This is a genomic window from Ottowia beijingensis (genome assembly GCF_042680925.1).
Lineage (GTDB): Bacteria > Pseudomonadota > Gammaproteobacteria > Burkholderiales > Burkholderiaceae_C > Ottowia > Ottowia beijingensis.
On sequence record NZ_JBHUEP010000007.1, the window covers coordinates 736,907 to 751,414 of the forward strand.

Below are 14,508 nucleotides of genomic sequence, written 5' to 3' on the forward strand. Positions count from 1 at the left end.
GCCCCATCGCGGGCAAGCCCGCTCCCACAGGGATGGGGCCAGATTCAGCGCTGCGGGTTGCCGCCCGAGAATTCACCAGCGGCGGGCATCTGCGTGGGTGCCGCGCGCGGCGCCTCGGCCGCCGGGCTGGCGGAGGCGGGTACGTCGGGCCGGCCAGCCTGCGGCTCGCGCGTGGCCTTGGCCAGCAGCGGCGCGCAGTTTTCATCATCCTCGGCACCGGGCACGGTGATGGGCACCAGCACCAGCGCCCCCGGCGCGGCGGCCAGCGCGGCCACGGCGGCGGCGGCGCGCACGATCAGCGGGCCGGGCTTGACGCCCACGTGCGGCTTGGCGAACGGCCCGCGCACTTCCAGCGGCGTGCGCAGCGAGAAGAACTTCAGCTCGTACGCCTTCGGATCGATGTCGATGTCGAACTGCTCGCGCCGCATGTCGGCGCTGCCGGTGACCTCGATCAGCGCCTCTTCGGTGTTGACCTTCACGTTCTGCATGTAGGCCACGCCGTCGCGGATGGGCACGTCGGCGATGGCGCAGCGCAGGCGAACTTCCTTGTCCTGGCCGAACAGCTTGGTGACGATGACGCTGCCCAGGTTCAGGCCCGCCATGTCGAGCAGCAGCGAACTCATCACGCCTTCGCGCACGTACAGCCTGGCCTCGCCATTGGCGGTGGCCAGGATCTGCGCCACCGACTGGCCGCGCCCGTCGAGCGCGATGCCGCCATCCACGCTGCCCAGGCTTTTCTTCATCAGCTCGATCTTGGGGAACAGCGCCGACAGGTGCAGGCCCTGCACGTCGCCGCGCAGCGACACCTGCATGGGCTTGGCGCGCGAATTCAGCAGCACCTGCGTGGTGAAGCGGCCCTTGGCGACGCCGAAGTCGAGCGGCGCCAGCTTGAGCTGGCCATTGTCCAGCACGGCATGCACCTTCAGACTGTCCAGCGGCACGGCCTCGGGGCGCTCGATGCGCTGGCCGGCGTATTCGAGGTCCAGGTCCATCCTGGCCCAGCGCGAAGTGTCGAAGGGGTCGTCGGGCAGCACCTTGCCGGGGCGCGGCTTCTTGTCGGGTTTGTTCGATTGGGCGCCGACCACCGGGCCCAGATCAGCCAGGCGAAGTAGTTTCGACTGCATCTTGCCCTTGAGCTGCGGGCGCGGCTGGCCCGAGGTGTAGGTCACGCTGCCGGCCAAGTCGCTCTTGCCGACCGTGCCGCTGAAGTCGTTGTAGGCCCACACGGCGCGCTCGGGCTCCAGCGTGCCGATCAGGTGCCCCTGGGTCTGGAACGGCGGCGTATCGGGCAGCACGATGCCGGTGAGGTCGAACAGGTCCGCCAGGCTGCCGCCCTTGAGCGTGACCTGGAAGTCCACGCCCGACAGATCGCGCGGGTTGGCGATGCTGCCCTCGGCCGTGGCGCCCAGGCGGCCGGCGCGGGCGTCGAGCTTGAGCGGGTAGTCGAGCTGTTCCTCGCGCAGCGACAGCAGCCCGCCCGCCTTGCCGCTGCCGCGCACTTCGGCCTTGTCGTGCCAGCCCGAGAACTCGAAGCCGATGCGGTAGCGGCCGTCCTCGGTCTGGTCGGCGGGCAGGGTGTCGACGGTGCTGGCGATGCTGAGCTTGCGCACCGTGTCGTCGTAGCCGAGCTGGCCCTTGGCCAGGAACAGGCGGCCCAGGCTGACGCGCCAGCGCTTGGCCGGGTCGGCGTTGGGGTCGCGGTGGAAGTCGATGGTCCAGTTGTTGTCGCCCTGGGCTTCGGAGGCGCGCTCCATCCGCACGTCGGGCTCGGTCAGGGCCACGCTGCGGATGTCGATGCGGCGCGCCAGCAGCGGCAGCAGGGCGATGTCGGCCGAGGCGCGGGCGATCTGCGCGAAGTGCGGGCCCTTGGCGGCAAAGCCGGGCGGGTTGCCGATGAGCACATCGTCGGCGTGCACGATCGGCGTGGGGATCCAGCGGCGCCAGCCGCTCTCCATCTGCTGCGGCCATTGCCAGTCGATGTCGAGCGGGCCGCGGATGGCGAACTCGCGGCCGATGGCCTGGCTGACCTTTTCCGACACCCAGTCGCGCGAGCGGTTCCAGTCGTTCCAGGTCAGCCACGCCAGCCCGGCGGCCAGCACCAGCAGCAGCGCGGCCAGCCCGCCCAGCACCCAGCGCAGGGCCGAAGGGCGGGCGGTGGCGGCTTGCGTGGGCGAGGAGGTCATCGGATGTCTGCGAAGTCGGCCGGGCCGACGGGTGGGCGGCCCCGCTTTCGGGCCGCGTTCGCATTCATGCTAGCCACGCCGGCGGCGCCTGTGTGGCTAAGATCGCCGCTTTCGCCATCCTCCTACACCGCCTTGCGCCGGCGCCCGGCGCGGCGCGAATGCTTGTCCGACATGGCCGCCACCCAGCCCCGCTTCGACGCCATCGACGCCCTGCGCGGCGCGGCCATGCTGTGGATGACGGCCTACCACTTCGCGTTCGACCTCAACCACTTCGGTCACATCCGGCAGAACTTCTACGAAGACCCGGTGTGGACCTGGCAGCGCACCGGCATCGTCAGCCTGTTTCTGCTGTGTGCCGGCATGGGGCAGGTGGTGGCGGTGCAGCGGGGCCAGAGCTGGCCGCGCTTTGCGCGTCGCTGGGTGCAGGTGGCGGGGTGCGCGGCGCTGGTGTCGCTGGGGTCGCTGTGGATGTTTCCGCGCAGCTGGATCAGCTTTGGCGTGCTGCACGGCATGGCGGTGATGCTGGTCGTCACGCGCTGGGCGCTGGTGCGCGGCTGGCTGCGCGGCGCCGTGCCCTGGCTGGCGGGCGCGGCGCTGATCGCGGCGGCGCCGCTGCTGGGAGCAGCGCTGCGCACGCAGGCGCCAGCGGCAATGGCGGCGGCCTTCGACAGCCGCTGGCTCAACTGGCTGGGCGTGGTCACCCTGAAGCCGCCCACCGAGGACTGGGTGCCGCTGCTGCCCTGGCTGGGCGTGATGTGGCTGGGCGTGGGCCTGATGCAATGGCCCACGGGACGCGGCTGGCTGGCGCGCCCGCCCGGCGCCGTAGGCCGCGCGCTGGCGCCGCTGGGGCGCTGGAGCCTGAGCTACTACATGCTGCACCAGCCGGTGCTGATCGGCGCGCTGATGGCCTGGGCGGCGCTGCGTTGAGCCTTGGCAAGCCCCAAATCAGGCGATAGCCATTTGGTGCGGGATAGCGGTTAAGAAAAAGGAGCTGCTGGCGCCCAGTGGATGGGCGCTGAATCCTTGTTTGATAGACCAAAAAATTTGAAAGGTCCCTCCCCCCGGTTGGCCTGCGGACTGATGCGGTGGGCTTTCAAGGCCATGACAAATGACCGCGGCTGGCGCCGCATGACAAATGACAAAGGCGCCATCTGTCATTGAAGCGCAGCGAAGTCATTGGTCATTTGTCATTCTTGAACCCGACCGCGCGCCCATGAAAAAGCGGGCAGCCCCGTGAGAGGGACTGCCCGCCGAGGCGGTGGCGCCGGCCTGGCTTATTCGACCTTGGCCTTGGCGCGCAGGTCTTCCTGGAACTTCACCAGCTTCTGCTGCTGCAGCTGCTGCACGATCTGCGGCTTGACCTGCTCGAAGCTGGGCAGCTCGGGCGCCTTGGCGTCGCGCACGTCGTCGACGCGGATGATGTGGTAGCCGAACTGCGACTTCACCGGCGCGTCGCTCAGCTGGCCCTTGTTCAGCTTCTTCAGTGCGTCAGCGAACTCGGGCACGTAGCCGGAGGGGTTGGCCCAGCCCAGGTCGCCGCCCTGGGCGCCGGAGCCGGGATCCTTCGACTGCTTCTTGGCGATGTCCTCGAACTTGCCGCCCTTCTTGAGCTGGGCAATGATGGCCTTGGCCTCGTCTTCCTTCTCGACCAGGATGTGGCGGGCCTTGTACTCCTTGGCGCCGGCGGCCGGCGCCTGGCTGCCGACCACGCGGTCGTACTCGGCCTTGGCTTCCTCGTCGGTGACCTTGTTCTTGGCCTGGTAGTCGGCGAACAGCTCGTTGATCAGCACGCTCTGGCGCGCCAGTTCCATCTTGGCGCGGAAGTCGGGCGAGGCCTCCAGGCCGCGGCGCTGTGCCTCCTGCATGAAGATTTCGCGCGCGATCACTTCCTCGCGCAGCTGCTTGTCCACCTCGGGCGGCACGGGCTGGCCGGTGCGGGCGGCCTGGGCCTTGATCTGCTCGGCCAGCGCGTCCAGGCGCGCCTTGGGCACCGGTTTGCCGTTGACGATGGCGATGTTCTGCGCCATGGCGGGCAGCGCCAGGGTGCCGGCCAACATTGCCGCGGCGGTGGCGGCCAGAAGCTGTTTTTTCATGATGTCTGACAAAGGAAAAGCCCGTGAAAGGGCCGGGATGAAAAGCGCGTGAAGGCGGTTTGGAGCCGGGCAGGGCCGGCCAGGTTCATCAGCGGGTTTCGATGGCGAGGGCGTGCACGCCGTCATCGTCGATGAATTTTTGCAGCGCATCATATACGAGGCGGTGCCGCGCCACGCGGGGTTGGCCTTCGAACAATGGTGACGAAATGCGCACCCGGAAATGGGTGCCGAAGCCGGTGCCGTTGGCACCGGCGTGGCCGGCGTGCTGCCAGCTTTCGTCCAGCACTTCGAGCTCGGTGGGTTGCAGCTGCTGGCGCAGGTGTTCGGCCATGCGGTCGGCCAGGGCGGTGCTCATGTGGAACCTCCGGGGGGCAGTTCGGCGCCGGGTTCGTCCTTCAGGTGGCGCGCCACGTACAGGCCCTGGCCGATGATGAAGGCGACCGGGAACACGTAGCCCCACAGCTTGAAGTTGGCCCAGGCGTCGGTGCTGAAGTAGGCCGCCACGTAACCGTTGATGGCGGCCATGAACAGGCAGTAACCGATCCAGGCGATGGTGAGCCGGTGCCACACGCCGTCGGGCAGGCTGAGCTGGCTGCCCAGCATCATCTTCAGGAAGTTCCTGTGGAACACCCACAGCGCCACGGCCAGCGCGACAGCCATGGCCACGTAGAGCACGGTGGGCTTCCACTTGATGAAGCGCTCGTCCTGCAGGAACAGGGTGAGTGCGCCAAACACCAGGATCAGGGCCAGCGTGGCCTTGTGCATGGTGGTCAGCTTCTTGTCGATGACATAGATGATGCCCATCTGCACCACGGTGGCGGCCATCAGCACGGCGGTGCCGACGTAGATGCCGTACAGCTTGTAGGCACCGAAGAACAGCAGGATGGGCAGGAAGTCGAGCAATAGCTTCATGGCGGGGGAGTGTATGCGGGGTCGAATGGCCGCGAAGCAGGCCACGCGGGAACGCCGTCGCTGGGGTTTCCCCGGCCACCAGCGTTGTCCCCCTCAGGGGGAAGGCGCCGAAGGCGACTCAGGGGGAGCCTGGAACTCCAGCGAAGCGGAGTTCATGCAGTAGCGCAGGCCGGTGGGCGCGGGGCCGTCGGGGAACACGTGGCCCAGGTGTGCGCCGCAGTTGGCGCACACGGTCTCGACGCGCACCATGCCGTGGCTCAAGTCGCGCCGCTCCTCGATGGCACCAGGAATCGCCAGCGAGAAGCTCGGCCAGCCGCAGCCGGCGTCGAACTTGGTGCCGGATTCGAACAGCTTGCTGCCGCAGCAGATGCAGTGGTAGCTGCCGTCGGCCCAGTGCTGTTCGTACTTGCCGGTGTAGGGGCGCTCGGTGGCGGCCTGGCGGGTGACCTGGTAGGCCACCGGCTCGGCCCCTTTTTCAGCCAGCAGGGCGCGCCATTCGTCGTCGGTTTTCTGGATCGGGTGGGTCATGAGGAGCAACTGATCTGGATGTGGGATGCCCAGTCGGGCGGGAAGCCGGCCCATTCGGGGTGGGCGGCGGGTTCGTCGAAGGGCGCTTCAAGTGCCGCGAGCAGACCTTCGACCATGGAAAAGTCTTTTTGTTTCGCCAGCGCGATGGCCTGCTCGGCCAGGTGGTTGCGCAGCACGATGGCGGGGTTGGATTTCAGCATCAAATCGGCATCTGGCGCCCGTCCATCCAGCGCTGATAGCTCTTTATATTGTAGCAAAATGTGATCGATGGCGGCGCGGTCGTGGAACAGGTCGCGCACCGTGTCGGCCGGCGCGCCGGCGGCGTGCTCGGCCAGGCGGCGCCAGAAGATGGTCCAGTCGGTGCGCTCGCGCGTCATCAGCTTGAGCAGTTCGCCCACCAGTGCGCGCGTGCCGTCGCTGGCTTGCGCAAAGCCCAGCTTGGCGGCCATGCGCCGGTCCAGCTCGGCCGGGAAGAGCTGCTTGTACGGCTCCAGCGCGGCCATGGCATCGTCGGGCTCGCCGATCAGCGGCAGCAGGGCCTGGCCCAGGGCGAACAGGTTCCAGTGCGCGATCTGCGGCTGGCGCTGGTAGCTGTAGCGACCGGCGTGGTCGCTGTGGTTGCAGATGTGGGCCGGGTCGAACCCGTCCATGAACTGGAACGGGCCGTAGTCGATGGTCAGGCCCAGGATGCTCATGTTGTCGGTGTTCATCACGCCGTGCATGAAGCCCACGGCCTGCCACTGCGCGACCAGCGCGGCCGTGCGCTGCGTGACGGCGGCCAGCAGTGCCGCATACGGGTTGGCGGCCTCGAGGCAATCGGGATAGAAGTGCTCGATCACGAAGTCGGCCAGGGTCTTCAGCGCCTCGGGCTGCCCATGGTGGCTGAAGTGCTCGAAATGCCCGAAGCGGATGAAGCTGGGCGATGCGCGGGTGACGACGGCGGCGGTTTCGGTCTCCTCGCGCCGCACCGGCTGGTCGGAGCCGGTGATGCACAGCGCCCGCGTGGTGGGAATGCCCAGGCCGTGCATGGCCTCGCTGCACAGGAATTCGCGGATCGACGAACGCAGCACGGCGCGGCCGTCGCCCATGCGGGAATAGGGCGTCAGGCCGCTGCCCTTGAGCTGCAGTTCCCACCACTGGCCATCGGGCGCCTGCACCTCGCCCAGCAGGTGCGCGCGGCCGTCGCCCAGCTGCCCGGCCCAGACGCCGAACTGGTGACCGCTGTACACGCTGGCCAGCGGATCGCTGCCGGCCAGCGGCCGGTTGCCCGAGAACGCCTCCAGCACCGCCTGCGCGCGCCACCAGCCCTCGTCCAGGCCCAGCGCGCGCGCCATCGACTGGCTGCGCGCCACCCAGTACGGCTTGCGCAGCGCCATCGGCGCCAGCCGGGTGTGGAAGGCCGGCCCCAGGCCGGCAAAGCGGTGGCGCCATGGAACGCCCAGTTCGGCCGGGGCGGCGGTCGGCTTCAAATCCTGCATGGCGCCATTGTGTAAGCCCCGCGCGCGACGCGCTGGCGCGGGGGTGGATGGGCCTGCCTGCGAAAGGGTGTGGCGGTCGCGCCCGCGGCAGGCCGGGGTGGGGCGATGAATTAGTATTTCGCCGAGCATCCATCAACCAAGAGGAGAACCTATGCTGGGCCTGATGCAGAACCACCCGCTGCTGATTTCGTCGCTGATCGACTTTGCCGCCAGGCACCACCAGGACGGGCAGGTGGTCTCGCGCCGCGTGGAGGGCGACATCCACCGCTACACCTGGGCCGATGTGCAGAAGCGCGCCAAGCAGGTGGCCAACGGGCTGGACGCGCTGGGCCTGAAGGCGGGCGAGCGCGTCGGCACGCTGGCCTGGAACGGCTATCGGCACCTGGAGCTGTACTTCGGCGTCAGCGGCTCGCAGCGCGTGCTGCACACCATCAACCCGCGCCTGCTGCCCGAGCAGATCGCCTGGATCGTCAACCACGCGGAAGACCAGATCCTGTGCTTCGAGACCAGCTTCCTGCCCATCGTGCAGGGCATCCACGCGCACTGCAAGACCGTCAAGCACTGGATCGCGCTGTGCGACGAGGACAAGCTGCCGAAGGACACCGGCATCCCCAACCTGATGAGCTACGAGGCCTGGATCGGCAAGCAATCCACCGACTACACCTGGCCGGTGTTCGACGAGAACACGGCCTCCAGCATGTGCTACACCAGCGGCACCACGGGCCACCCCAAGGCGGCGCTGTACAGCCACCGCTCGACGGTGCTGCACGCCTACGCCGCCGCGCTGCCCGACGTGATGGGCCTGTCGGCGCGCGATTCGGCGCTGCCGGTGGTGCCGATGTTCCACGTCAACGCCTGGGGCCTGCCGTATTCGGCGGCCATGGTGGGCTGCAAGCTGGTGTTCCCCGGCCCGGCGCTCGACGGCAAATCGGTCTACGAACTGATGGAAGGCGAGAAGGTCACCTTCGCCGCCGGCGTGCCGACGGTGTGGCAGATGCTGCTGGGCCACGTGGCGCAGAACAAGCTGAAGTTCTCCACCCTCAAGCGCACCGTCATCGGCGGCTCGGCCTGCCCGCCGGCGATGATCGACACCTTCCGCAACGACTACGGCGTGGACGTGCTGCACGCCTGGGGCATGACCGAGATGAGCCCGCTGGGCACGCTGTGCACGCTGAAGGAAAAGCACCGCGAGCTGCCGGAAGACCAGCAGATGGCGCTGCGCCTCAAGCAGGGCCGCGCGATCTTCGGCGTCGACATGAAGATCGTCGGCGCCAACGGCGAGGAGCTGCCGTGGGACGGCAGGACCTATGGCGACCTGTACGTGAAGGGCTCGTGGATTCTCGACAAGTACTTCAAGGGCGAGGGCGGCGACCCGCTGCGCGACGGCTGGTTCCCCACCGGCGACGTGGCCACCATCGATGCCGATGGCTTCATGCAGATCACCGACCGCAGCAAGGACGTGATCAAGTCGGGCGGCGAATGGATCAGCTCGATCGACATCGAGAACACCGCCATGGCGCACCCGGCCGTGGCCATGGCCGCCTGCGTCGGCATGCCGCACCCCAAGTGGGACGAGCGCCCCATCGTGGTGGTCACGCTCAAGCCCGGCGCCGAGGTGACGCGCGACGAACTGCTGGCCTTCTACGAAGGCAAGGTGGCGAAATGGCAGGTGCCGGACGACGTGGTCTTCGTCGACTCGATCCCCATCGGCGCCACCGGCAAGATGCTCAAGACCAAGCTGCGCGAGCAGCTCAAGGACTACAAGCTGCCGACGGCTTGACCTTCGTCAAGCGGCTGTCGCGCGGCCGGAGGCACCTGCGCGACAGCCCATCCGGAGAAACCCGGCTGCAAGAAATGGAGCGGGCGGATACGCTGCGGCACGTCGCTTTAGCCACATCCAACCAGGAGACCAGACGATGAAGTTCGCAGTCAAGATGCTCGCCGGTGCCGCCATGGCCACCCTGCTGTTCAGTGCCCACGCGCAGAAAGGCGAGACCGTCAAGATCGCCCTGATCGACCCGCAGACCGGCCTGATGGGCCCGCTGGGCACCAACCAGATGCGCAGCTGGCAGTACATGGCCGAGGAGTTCAGCAAGAACAACCCGGCCGGCGTCAAGTTCGAGATCGTCGCCTTCGACAACAAGCTCAGCCCGGCCGAAAGCGCTACCGCGCTCAAGGCCGCCATCGACCAGGGCATCCGCTACGTGGCACAGGGCAATGGCTCGGCGGTGCTGGCGGCGTTGGTGGACGGCATCTCCAAGCACAACGACCGCAACCCGGGCAAGGAGGTCATGCTGCTGAACTACGCCGCGGTCGACCCCGACTTCACCAACAGCAAGTGCAACTACTGGCACTTCCGCTTCGACGCCGACACGACAATGAAGATGGAAGCGCTGACGACTTTCATGAAGGACCAGAAGGACGTTCACAAGGTCTTTCTGCTGAACCAGAACTATTCGCACGGCCACCAGGTCGCCAAGTTCGCCAAGGAAGGCCTGGCGCGCAAGCGTCCCGACGTGCAGATCGTGGGCGAAGACCTGCACCCGCTGGGCCAGGTGCGCGACTTCGCGCCCTACGTGGCCAAGATCAAGGCGTCGGGTGCCGACACGGTGATCACCGGCAACTGGGGGTCCGACCTGGCGCTGCTGATCAAGGCTGCCAAGGAAGGTGGCTATGACGGCAAGTTCTTCACCTATTACACCGGCGTCACCGGCACGCCCACCGCACTGGGCAACACCGGCGAGGGCAAGGTCTATCAGGTGGCCTACTCGCACTACCACATGCCCGGTGAGATGGCCAAGTGGATGCAGGGCTTCAAGGCCAAGTTCAAGGACGACTTCTTCACCGGCGCCGTGGCGCACGCGTTCAGCGGCCTGAGCCAGGCCATGGCCAACGCCAAGTCGACCGACCCGGTCAAGGTGGCCAAGGCCTTCGAGGGCCTGAAGTACAAGAGCTTCAGTGGCGAGGTCGAGATGCGCAAGGCCGACCACCAGCTGCAGCAGCCGCTGTACATCACCCGCTGGCAGAAGGCCGATGCCAAGCACGCCTACAGCCCGGAGAACACCGGCATGACCCTGGTGCCGGTGGCCGAGTATCCGAACTACGTCTCCAGCACGCCCACCTCGTGCGCCATGAAGCGCCCGTCCTGAGCGGGGACGGTCCCGGCGCATGAGGCGCTTCGCGCGGGGGGCTGCGTGCCCTGCCCACCGGCCGGCGCCATGCCGGCCGTGCGCGAGCCCGCGCGCACCGTGCCCGCCGCCGGGCTCGAAGCGTCAGCAGGGACAGCCTTTACGGGCTTATAGGGGGGTATCTGCCTCCAGCGCTTGATTGACGGGCGCTGGCGGGCAGGCACAAGGGGAGTATGCAATCACGCCGCACCCGCAACGGGTTTCGGCGCTGACGGCCTGTCCAGCAGGCTGGTTTCGGGATCATCAACCAAGGGTTCGATCGATGGAGTTCTTCATCATCTCCATGCTCAACGGCCTGAGCTATGGGTTGTTGCTGTTCATGCTCAGCTCGGGTCTGACGCTGATCTTCAGCATGATGGGCGTGCTGAATTTCGCGCACGCCAGCTTCTACATGGTGGGCGCCTACATCGGCTACACGCTGGCGGGCGTCATCGGCTTCTGGCCGGCGCTGGTGCTGTCGCCCATCCTGGTCGCCATCCTGGGCGCGCTGTTCGAGAAGTACAGCCTGCGCAAGGTGCACAAGTTCGGGCATGTGCCGGAGCTGCTGGTCACCTTCGGCCTGTCGTACATCCTTCTCGAGGTGGTGCAGCTCATCTGGGGCCGCCCGGCGGTCGACTTCCGGCCGCCCGAGGTGCTGCGCGGCCCGGCCTTCACGCTGATCAACCATTCGGTCGAAGGCATGCGCTTCGTCTGGGGCGCGGCGCCCGACGGCGCCTGCCGCGCGGCCGACGCCGCGGTGCGCGTGGTGTGCTCGCCGTTCCCGGCCACGCGGGCGCTGATGATGGTGGTGGCCGTGCTCATGCTGGTCGGCATCTGGCTGCTGCTCACGCGCACGCGCATCGGCTACATCATCCAGGCCGCGCTGACGCACCCCGAGATGGTGGAAGCACTGGGGCACAACGTGCCACGGGTGTTCATGCTGGTGTTCGGCGCCGGCACCGGGCTGGCGGCGCTGGCCGGCGTCATCGGCGGCAGCACCTTCGTCACCGAGCCGGCCATGGCGGCCACCGTAGGCGCCATCATCTTCGTGGTGGTGGTGGTCGGCGGCATGGGCTCGCTGGCCGGCGCCTTCGTGGCCTCGATCCTGATCGGCGTGATCCAGACCTTCGCCGTGGCCTTCGACTATTCGCTCATCACCCTGGCGGGGCAACTGGGCATCCAGCTCAGCGATGCGGCGCGCGAGAACTCGCTCGTCAAGCTCACGGTGTCGCAGGTGGCGCCGATCCTGCCGTACCTGTTCCTGGTGCTGATCCTGATCTTCCGCCCGCGCGGACTGCTGGGCGCACGGGAGACCTGAACCATGAACACCTCCACATTGCCTGCCGTGCCCGCGCGGCTCAGCACCGCCCGCCTGCTGATCTGGGGCGGCTTCGCGCTCGTGCTGATCGTGGCGCCGCTGCTGTTCACCAGCAACCTGTCCATCACCATGCTGGCGCAGATGGGCATCGCCATCATCGCCTGCCTGTCCTACAACATCCTGCTGGGGCAGGGCGGCATGCTCAGCTTCGGGCACGCCGTGTACACCGGCCTGGGCTCGTTCGTGGTCATCCACGTGCTCAATGCCGTTGCCGCCGGGCGCTGGCACATCCCGGTCAGCCTGCTGCCGCTGGTGGGGGGGCTGGCCGGCCTGTTCTTCGCCATCCTGCTGGGTTACGTGACGACCAAGAAGTCCGGCACCACCTTCGCCATGATCACGCTCGGCATCGGCGAACTGGTGTTCGCCATGTCGCTGATGATCCCGGAGTTCTTCGGCGGCGAGGCCGGCGTGTCGGGCGACCGCGTGGTGGGCGAGCCTGTCATGGGCATCACCTACGGCCCGGCGCGGCAGCTGTACTACCTGATCGCCATCTACACCTTCGTGTGCGTGCTGCTCATGTACGCGTTCACGCAGACGCCGCTGGGCCGCATGCTGAACGCGGTGCGCGACAACCCCGAGCGGGTGGAGTTCATCGGCTACAGCAGCCAGAACGTGCGCTACCTGGCGTTCATCATCGCCGGCTTCTTCGCCGGCATCTCGGGCGGCCTGGCGGCGCTGCACTTCGAGCTGGTCACGGCCGAGGTGGTGGGCGCCAACCGCTCGGGCGCCTACCTTCTGTTCACCTTCCTGGGGGGCGCCACCGTCTTTTTCGGCCCCATCATCGGCGCCGTGCTGATGGTGATCGCCTTCGTGCTGCTGTCGGAGCTGACCAAGGCCTGGCTGCTGTACCTGGGCCTGATCTTCGTGTTCATGGTGATGTATGCCCCCGGCGGCATTGCCAGCCTGATCATGATGAACGTGCAGGTGGCGGCGCGCGGCAAGTTCGGCCGCATTGCGCCCAGCCTGGCGCTGATGCTGTTCGCCGGCGTGGTGACGCTGGCCGGCGCCGGCGCGCTGATCGAGATGATCTACAACCTGCAGCTGGGCTCGATGAGCGACGAAGTGCACTTCTTCGGCATGACGCTGCACGCCAAGGACATGGCGCACTGGCTGATCTCCGGCATCCTGTTCGTGGCCGGCGCCCTGGCGCTGGAATGGGCGCGCCGCCGCTACGCCCGCGAGTGGAGCGTGGTGCAGACCGAGATCGAGGAAGAAAACAAGCGCGCGCAGGAGGCGGCCGCATGAACGCCGTGACATCTGCATCCGACTACGCGATCGAACTGCGCGACCTGCGCAAGAGCTTCGGCAAGACCGAGATCATCCGCGGCGCCAACCTGGCGGTGCGCCCGGGCGAGCGCGTGGCCATCATCGGCCCCAACGGCGCCGGCAAGTCCACGCTGTTCAACCTGATCAGCGGGCGCCTCACGCCCTCCAGCGGCGAGGTGCTGCTGAACGGCCAGCGCATCGACGGCAAGAAGCCGTACGAGATCAACCGCATGGGCCTGGCGCGCAGCTTCCAGATCACCAACGTGTTCCCCAAGCTCAGCGTGTTCGAGAACCTGCGCTGCGCGCTGCTGTGGACGATGGGCTACCGCTACACGTTCATGCGCTTCCTGTCGCGGCTGCACGATGCCAACGCGCGCGCCGAGGAACTGCTGCGCATGATCCAGCTGCAGGGCAAGCGCGACGTGCTGGCCGTGAACCTGCCGTATGCCGAGCAGCGCGCACTGGAGATCGGCGTGACCATTGCCGGCGGTGCCGACGTGATCCTGCTGGACGAGCCCACGGCCGGCATGAGCCGTGCCGAAACCAAGCACTTCATCGAGATGATCCGCCAGGTGACCGAAGGCAAGACGCTGCTGACCGTGGAGCACGACATGGGCGTGGTGTTCGGCCTGGCCGACAAGATCGCCGTGGTGGTGTATGGCGAGGTGATCGCCTTCGACACGCCCGAGGCCGTGCGCGCCAACCAGCGCGTGCAGGAGGCGTATCTGGGTTCGTCCGTGGCGGACGCGCAGGCGGCGGGACACTGAGATGAGCGACAACATGCTTCACGTGCACAACCTGCACGCCTACTACGGCAAGAGCCATGTGCTGCACGGCGTCAACTTCGACGTCCGGCCGGGCGAGATCGTGGCCCTGCTGGGGCGCAACGGCTCGGGCCGTTCCACCACCGCCAAGGCCATCATGGGCATGGTGCACTGCGAGGGTTCGATCGAATGGAAGGGCCGCAGCATCCGCGGCCGCAAGACCTACGAGATCGCGCACATGGGCCTGGGCTACGTGCCCGAGGCGCGCGAGGTGTTTCCCAAGCTCACGGTGCACCAGAACCTGCTGCTGGGGCAGAAGGGCGCGGGCAAGAACAGCCGCTGGAGCTTCGACGACATGTACGCCATGTTCCCGCGCCTGAAGGAGCGCGAGCACACCGAGGCGGGCGTGATGTCGGGCGGCGAGCAGCAGATGCTGACGCTGTGCCGCACGCTGATGGGCGACCCCGACCTCATCATCATCGACGAGCCGACCGAGGGCCTGGCGCCCAAGATCGTCGAGCTGGTGGGCGAATACCTCCAGAAACTGAAGGCGCGCGGCATCTCGGTGCTGCTGATCGAGCAGAAGCTGACCATCGCCATGCAGATCTCCGACCGCGCGCTGGTGATGGGCCACGGCAGCATCGTGTTCGACGGCACGCCCGATCAGCTGCGCGCCGACGCGGCCACGCGCAAGGAGTGGCTGGAGGTGTGAGGCGGTTGGCCTGGCACCTGCTTGCTT

At 67.5% G+C, this 14,508-nt stretch carries 14 protein-coding genes; 8 read left to right on the top strand and 6 right to left on the bottom strand.

Features of this window, described 5'->3' with window-relative positions; genetic code table 11:
- Nucleotides 1-44: 44 nt before the first annotated feature.
- On the bottom strand, nt 45-2,183 hold the full coding sequence (locus ACFSCU_RS12820; RefSeq protein WP_180551486.1) for an AsmA family protein: 2,139 nt from the start codon (nt 2,181-2,183) through the stop codon (nt 45-47).
- Nucleotides 2,184-2,354: 171 nt separating this feature from the next.
- Between ACFSCU_RS12820 and ACFSCU_RS12825 the strand changes: the two genes are divergently transcribed.
- Complete coding sequence (locus tag ACFSCU_RS12825; protein WP_180551487.1) at nt 2,355-3,110, top strand: acetyltransferase domain-containing protein; 756 nt, start codon at nt 2,355-2,357, stop codon at nt 3,108-3,110.
- Between the two features lie 347 nt (nt 3,111-3,457).
- Here the strand turns inward: ACFSCU_RS12825 and ACFSCU_RS12830 are convergent, their stop codons facing one another.
- The 5 genes from ACFSCU_RS12830 to ACFSCU_RS12850 all read right to left on the bottom strand — a co-directional run bounded on the left by ACFSCU_RS12830 (nt 3,458) and on the right by ACFSCU_RS12850 (nt 7,194).
- The gene (locus ACFSCU_RS12830) at nt 3,458-4,276 is read right to left on the bottom strand and encodes a peptidylprolyl isomerase (RefSeq protein ID WP_257645887.1); all 819 of its coding nucleotides are present in this window, start codon (nt 4,274-4,276) and stop codon (nt 3,458-3,460) included.
- 88 nt (nt 4,277-4,364) lie between these two features.
- Nucleotides 4,365-4,631 carry a BolA family protein gene (locus ACFSCU_RS12835; protein WP_333705057.1) on the bottom strand — a complete coding sequence of 89 codons (267 nt, stop codon included), beginning with the start codon at nt 4,629-4,631 and terminating at the stop codon, nt 4,365-4,367.
- On the bottom strand, nt 4,628-5,188 hold the full coding sequence (locus ACFSCU_RS12840; RefSeq protein ID WP_377560891.1) for a septation protein A: 561 nt from the start codon (nt 5,186-5,188) through the stop codon (nt 4,628-4,630). Before ACFSCU_RS12840 ends, ACFSCU_RS12835 begins: the two co-directional genes overlap by 4 nt.
- Before the next feature lie 93 nt (nt 5,189-5,281).
- Nucleotides 5,282-5,716, bottom strand: a complete 435-nt coding sequence (gene msrB / locus ACFSCU_RS12845) for a peptide-methionine (R)-S-oxide reductase MsrB (protein ID WP_333705053.1) — start codon at nt 5,714-5,716, stop codon at nt 5,282-5,284.
- Nucleotides 5,713-7,194 carry a protein adenylyltransferase SelO gene (locus ACFSCU_RS12850; RefSeq protein ID WP_377560893.1) on the bottom strand — a complete coding sequence of 494 codons (1,482 nt, stop codon included), beginning with the start codon at nt 7,192-7,194 and terminating at the stop codon, nt 5,713-5,715. The genes msrB and ACFSCU_RS12850 overlap by 4 nt, the downstream gene beginning before the upstream one ends.
- Before the next feature lie 151 nt (nt 7,195-7,345).
- Between ACFSCU_RS12850 and ACFSCU_RS12855 the strand changes: the two genes are divergently transcribed.
- The 7 genes from ACFSCU_RS12855 (at nt 7,346) to ACFSCU_RS12885 (ending at nt 14,481) form a co-directional block, all read left to right on the top strand.
- On the top strand, nt 7,346-8,974 hold the full coding sequence (locus ACFSCU_RS12855) for a 3-(methylthio)propionyl-CoA ligase (RefSeq protein WP_377560894.1): 1,629 nt from the start codon (nt 7,346-7,348) through the stop codon (nt 8,972-8,974).
- Entirely contained in the window at nt 8,971-9,114 is a 144-nt protein-coding gene (locus ACFSCU_RS12860) for a hypothetical protein (RefSeq protein ID WP_180551490.1), read from the top strand. The genes ACFSCU_RS12855 and ACFSCU_RS12860 overlap by 4 nt, the downstream gene beginning before the upstream one ends.
- Entirely contained in the window at nt 9,111-10,343 is a 1,233-nt protein-coding gene (locus tag ACFSCU_RS12865; protein ID WP_180551491.1) for a branched-chain amino acid ABC transporter substrate-binding protein, read from the top strand. Before ACFSCU_RS12860 ends, ACFSCU_RS12865 begins: the two co-directional genes overlap by 4 nt.
- Nucleotides 10,344-10,644: 301 nt before the next feature.
- A complete protein-coding gene (locus ACFSCU_RS12870) occupies nt 10,645-11,679 on the top strand; it encodes a branched-chain amino acid ABC transporter permease (protein WP_180551492.1) in 1,035 nt (344 codons plus the stop codon).
- Nucleotides 11,680-11,682: 3 nt separating this feature from the next.
- Nucleotides 11,683-12,984: a branched-chain amino acid ABC transporter permease gene (locus tag ACFSCU_RS12875; RefSeq protein ID WP_377560895.1), complete on the top strand. Its 1,302-nt coding sequence runs from the start codon at nt 11,683-11,685 to the stop codon at nt 12,982-12,984.
- Nucleotides 12,981-13,772 carry an ABC transporter ATP-binding protein gene (locus ACFSCU_RS12880; protein ID WP_180551493.1) on the top strand — a complete coding sequence of 264 codons (792 nt, stop codon included), beginning with the start codon at nt 12,981-12,983 and terminating at the stop codon, nt 13,770-13,772. Before ACFSCU_RS12875 ends, ACFSCU_RS12880 begins: the two co-directional genes overlap by 4 nt.
- 13 nt (nt 13,773-13,785) lie before the next feature.
- Entirely contained in the window at nt 13,786-14,481 is a 696-nt protein-coding gene (locus ACFSCU_RS12885) for an ABC transporter ATP-binding protein (RefSeq protein ID WP_180551884.1), read from the top strand.
- The last annotated feature ends 27 nt before the right edge of the window (nt 14,482-14,508 follow it).

What these genes read in the sequence shown, in the direction of transcription:
- ACFSCU_RS12820 (WP_180551486.1), bottom strand. Translation starts at nt 2,183, where the DNA reads ATGACCTCCTCGCCCACGCAAGCCGCCACCGCCCGCCCTTCGGCCCTG.
- ACFSCU_RS12825 (WP_180551487.1), top strand. Translation starts at nt 2,355, where the DNA reads ATGGCCGCCACCCAGCCCCGCTTCGACGCCATCGACGCCCTGCGCGGC.
- ACFSCU_RS12830 (WP_257645887.1), bottom strand. Translation starts at nt 4,276, where the DNA reads ATGAAAAAACAGCTTCTGGCCGCCACCGCCGCGGCAATGTTGGCCGGC.
- ACFSCU_RS12835 (WP_333705057.1), bottom strand. Translation starts at nt 4,631, where the DNA reads ATGAGCACCGCCCTGGCCGACCGCATGGCCGAACACCTGCGCCAGCAG.
- ACFSCU_RS12840 (WP_377560891.1), bottom strand. Translation starts at nt 5,188, where the DNA reads ATGAAGCTATTGCTCGACTTCCTGCCCATCCTGCTGTTCTTCGGTGCC.
- msrB (WP_333705053.1), bottom strand. Translation starts at nt 5,716, where the DNA reads ATGACCCACCCGATCCAGAAAACCGACGACGAATGGCGCGCCCTGCTG.
- ACFSCU_RS12850 (WP_377560893.1), bottom strand. Translation starts at nt 7,194, where the DNA reads ATGCAGGATTTGAAGCCGACCGCCGCCCCGGCCGAACTGGGCGTTCCA.
- ACFSCU_RS12855 (WP_377560894.1), top strand. Translation starts at nt 7,346, where the DNA reads ATGCTGGGCCTGATGCAGAACCACCCGCTGCTGATTTCGTCGCTGATC.
- ACFSCU_RS12865 (WP_180551491.1), top strand. Translation starts at nt 9,111, where the DNA reads ATGAAGTTCGCAGTCAAGATGCTCGCCGGTGCCGCCATGGCCACCCTG.
- ACFSCU_RS12870 (WP_180551492.1), top strand. Translation starts at nt 10,645, where the DNA reads ATGGAGTTCTTCATCATCTCCATGCTCAACGGCCTGAGCTATGGGTTG.
- ACFSCU_RS12875 (WP_377560895.1), top strand. Translation starts at nt 11,683, where the DNA reads ATGAACACCTCCACATTGCCTGCCGTGCCCGCGCGGCTCAGCACCGCC.
- ACFSCU_RS12880 (WP_180551493.1), top strand. Translation starts at nt 12,981, where the DNA reads ATGAACGCCGTGACATCTGCATCCGACTACGCGATCGAACTGCGCGAC.
- ACFSCU_RS12885 (WP_180551884.1), top strand. Translation starts at nt 13,786, where the DNA reads ATGCTTCACGTGCACAACCTGCACGCCTACTACGGCAAGAGCCATGTG.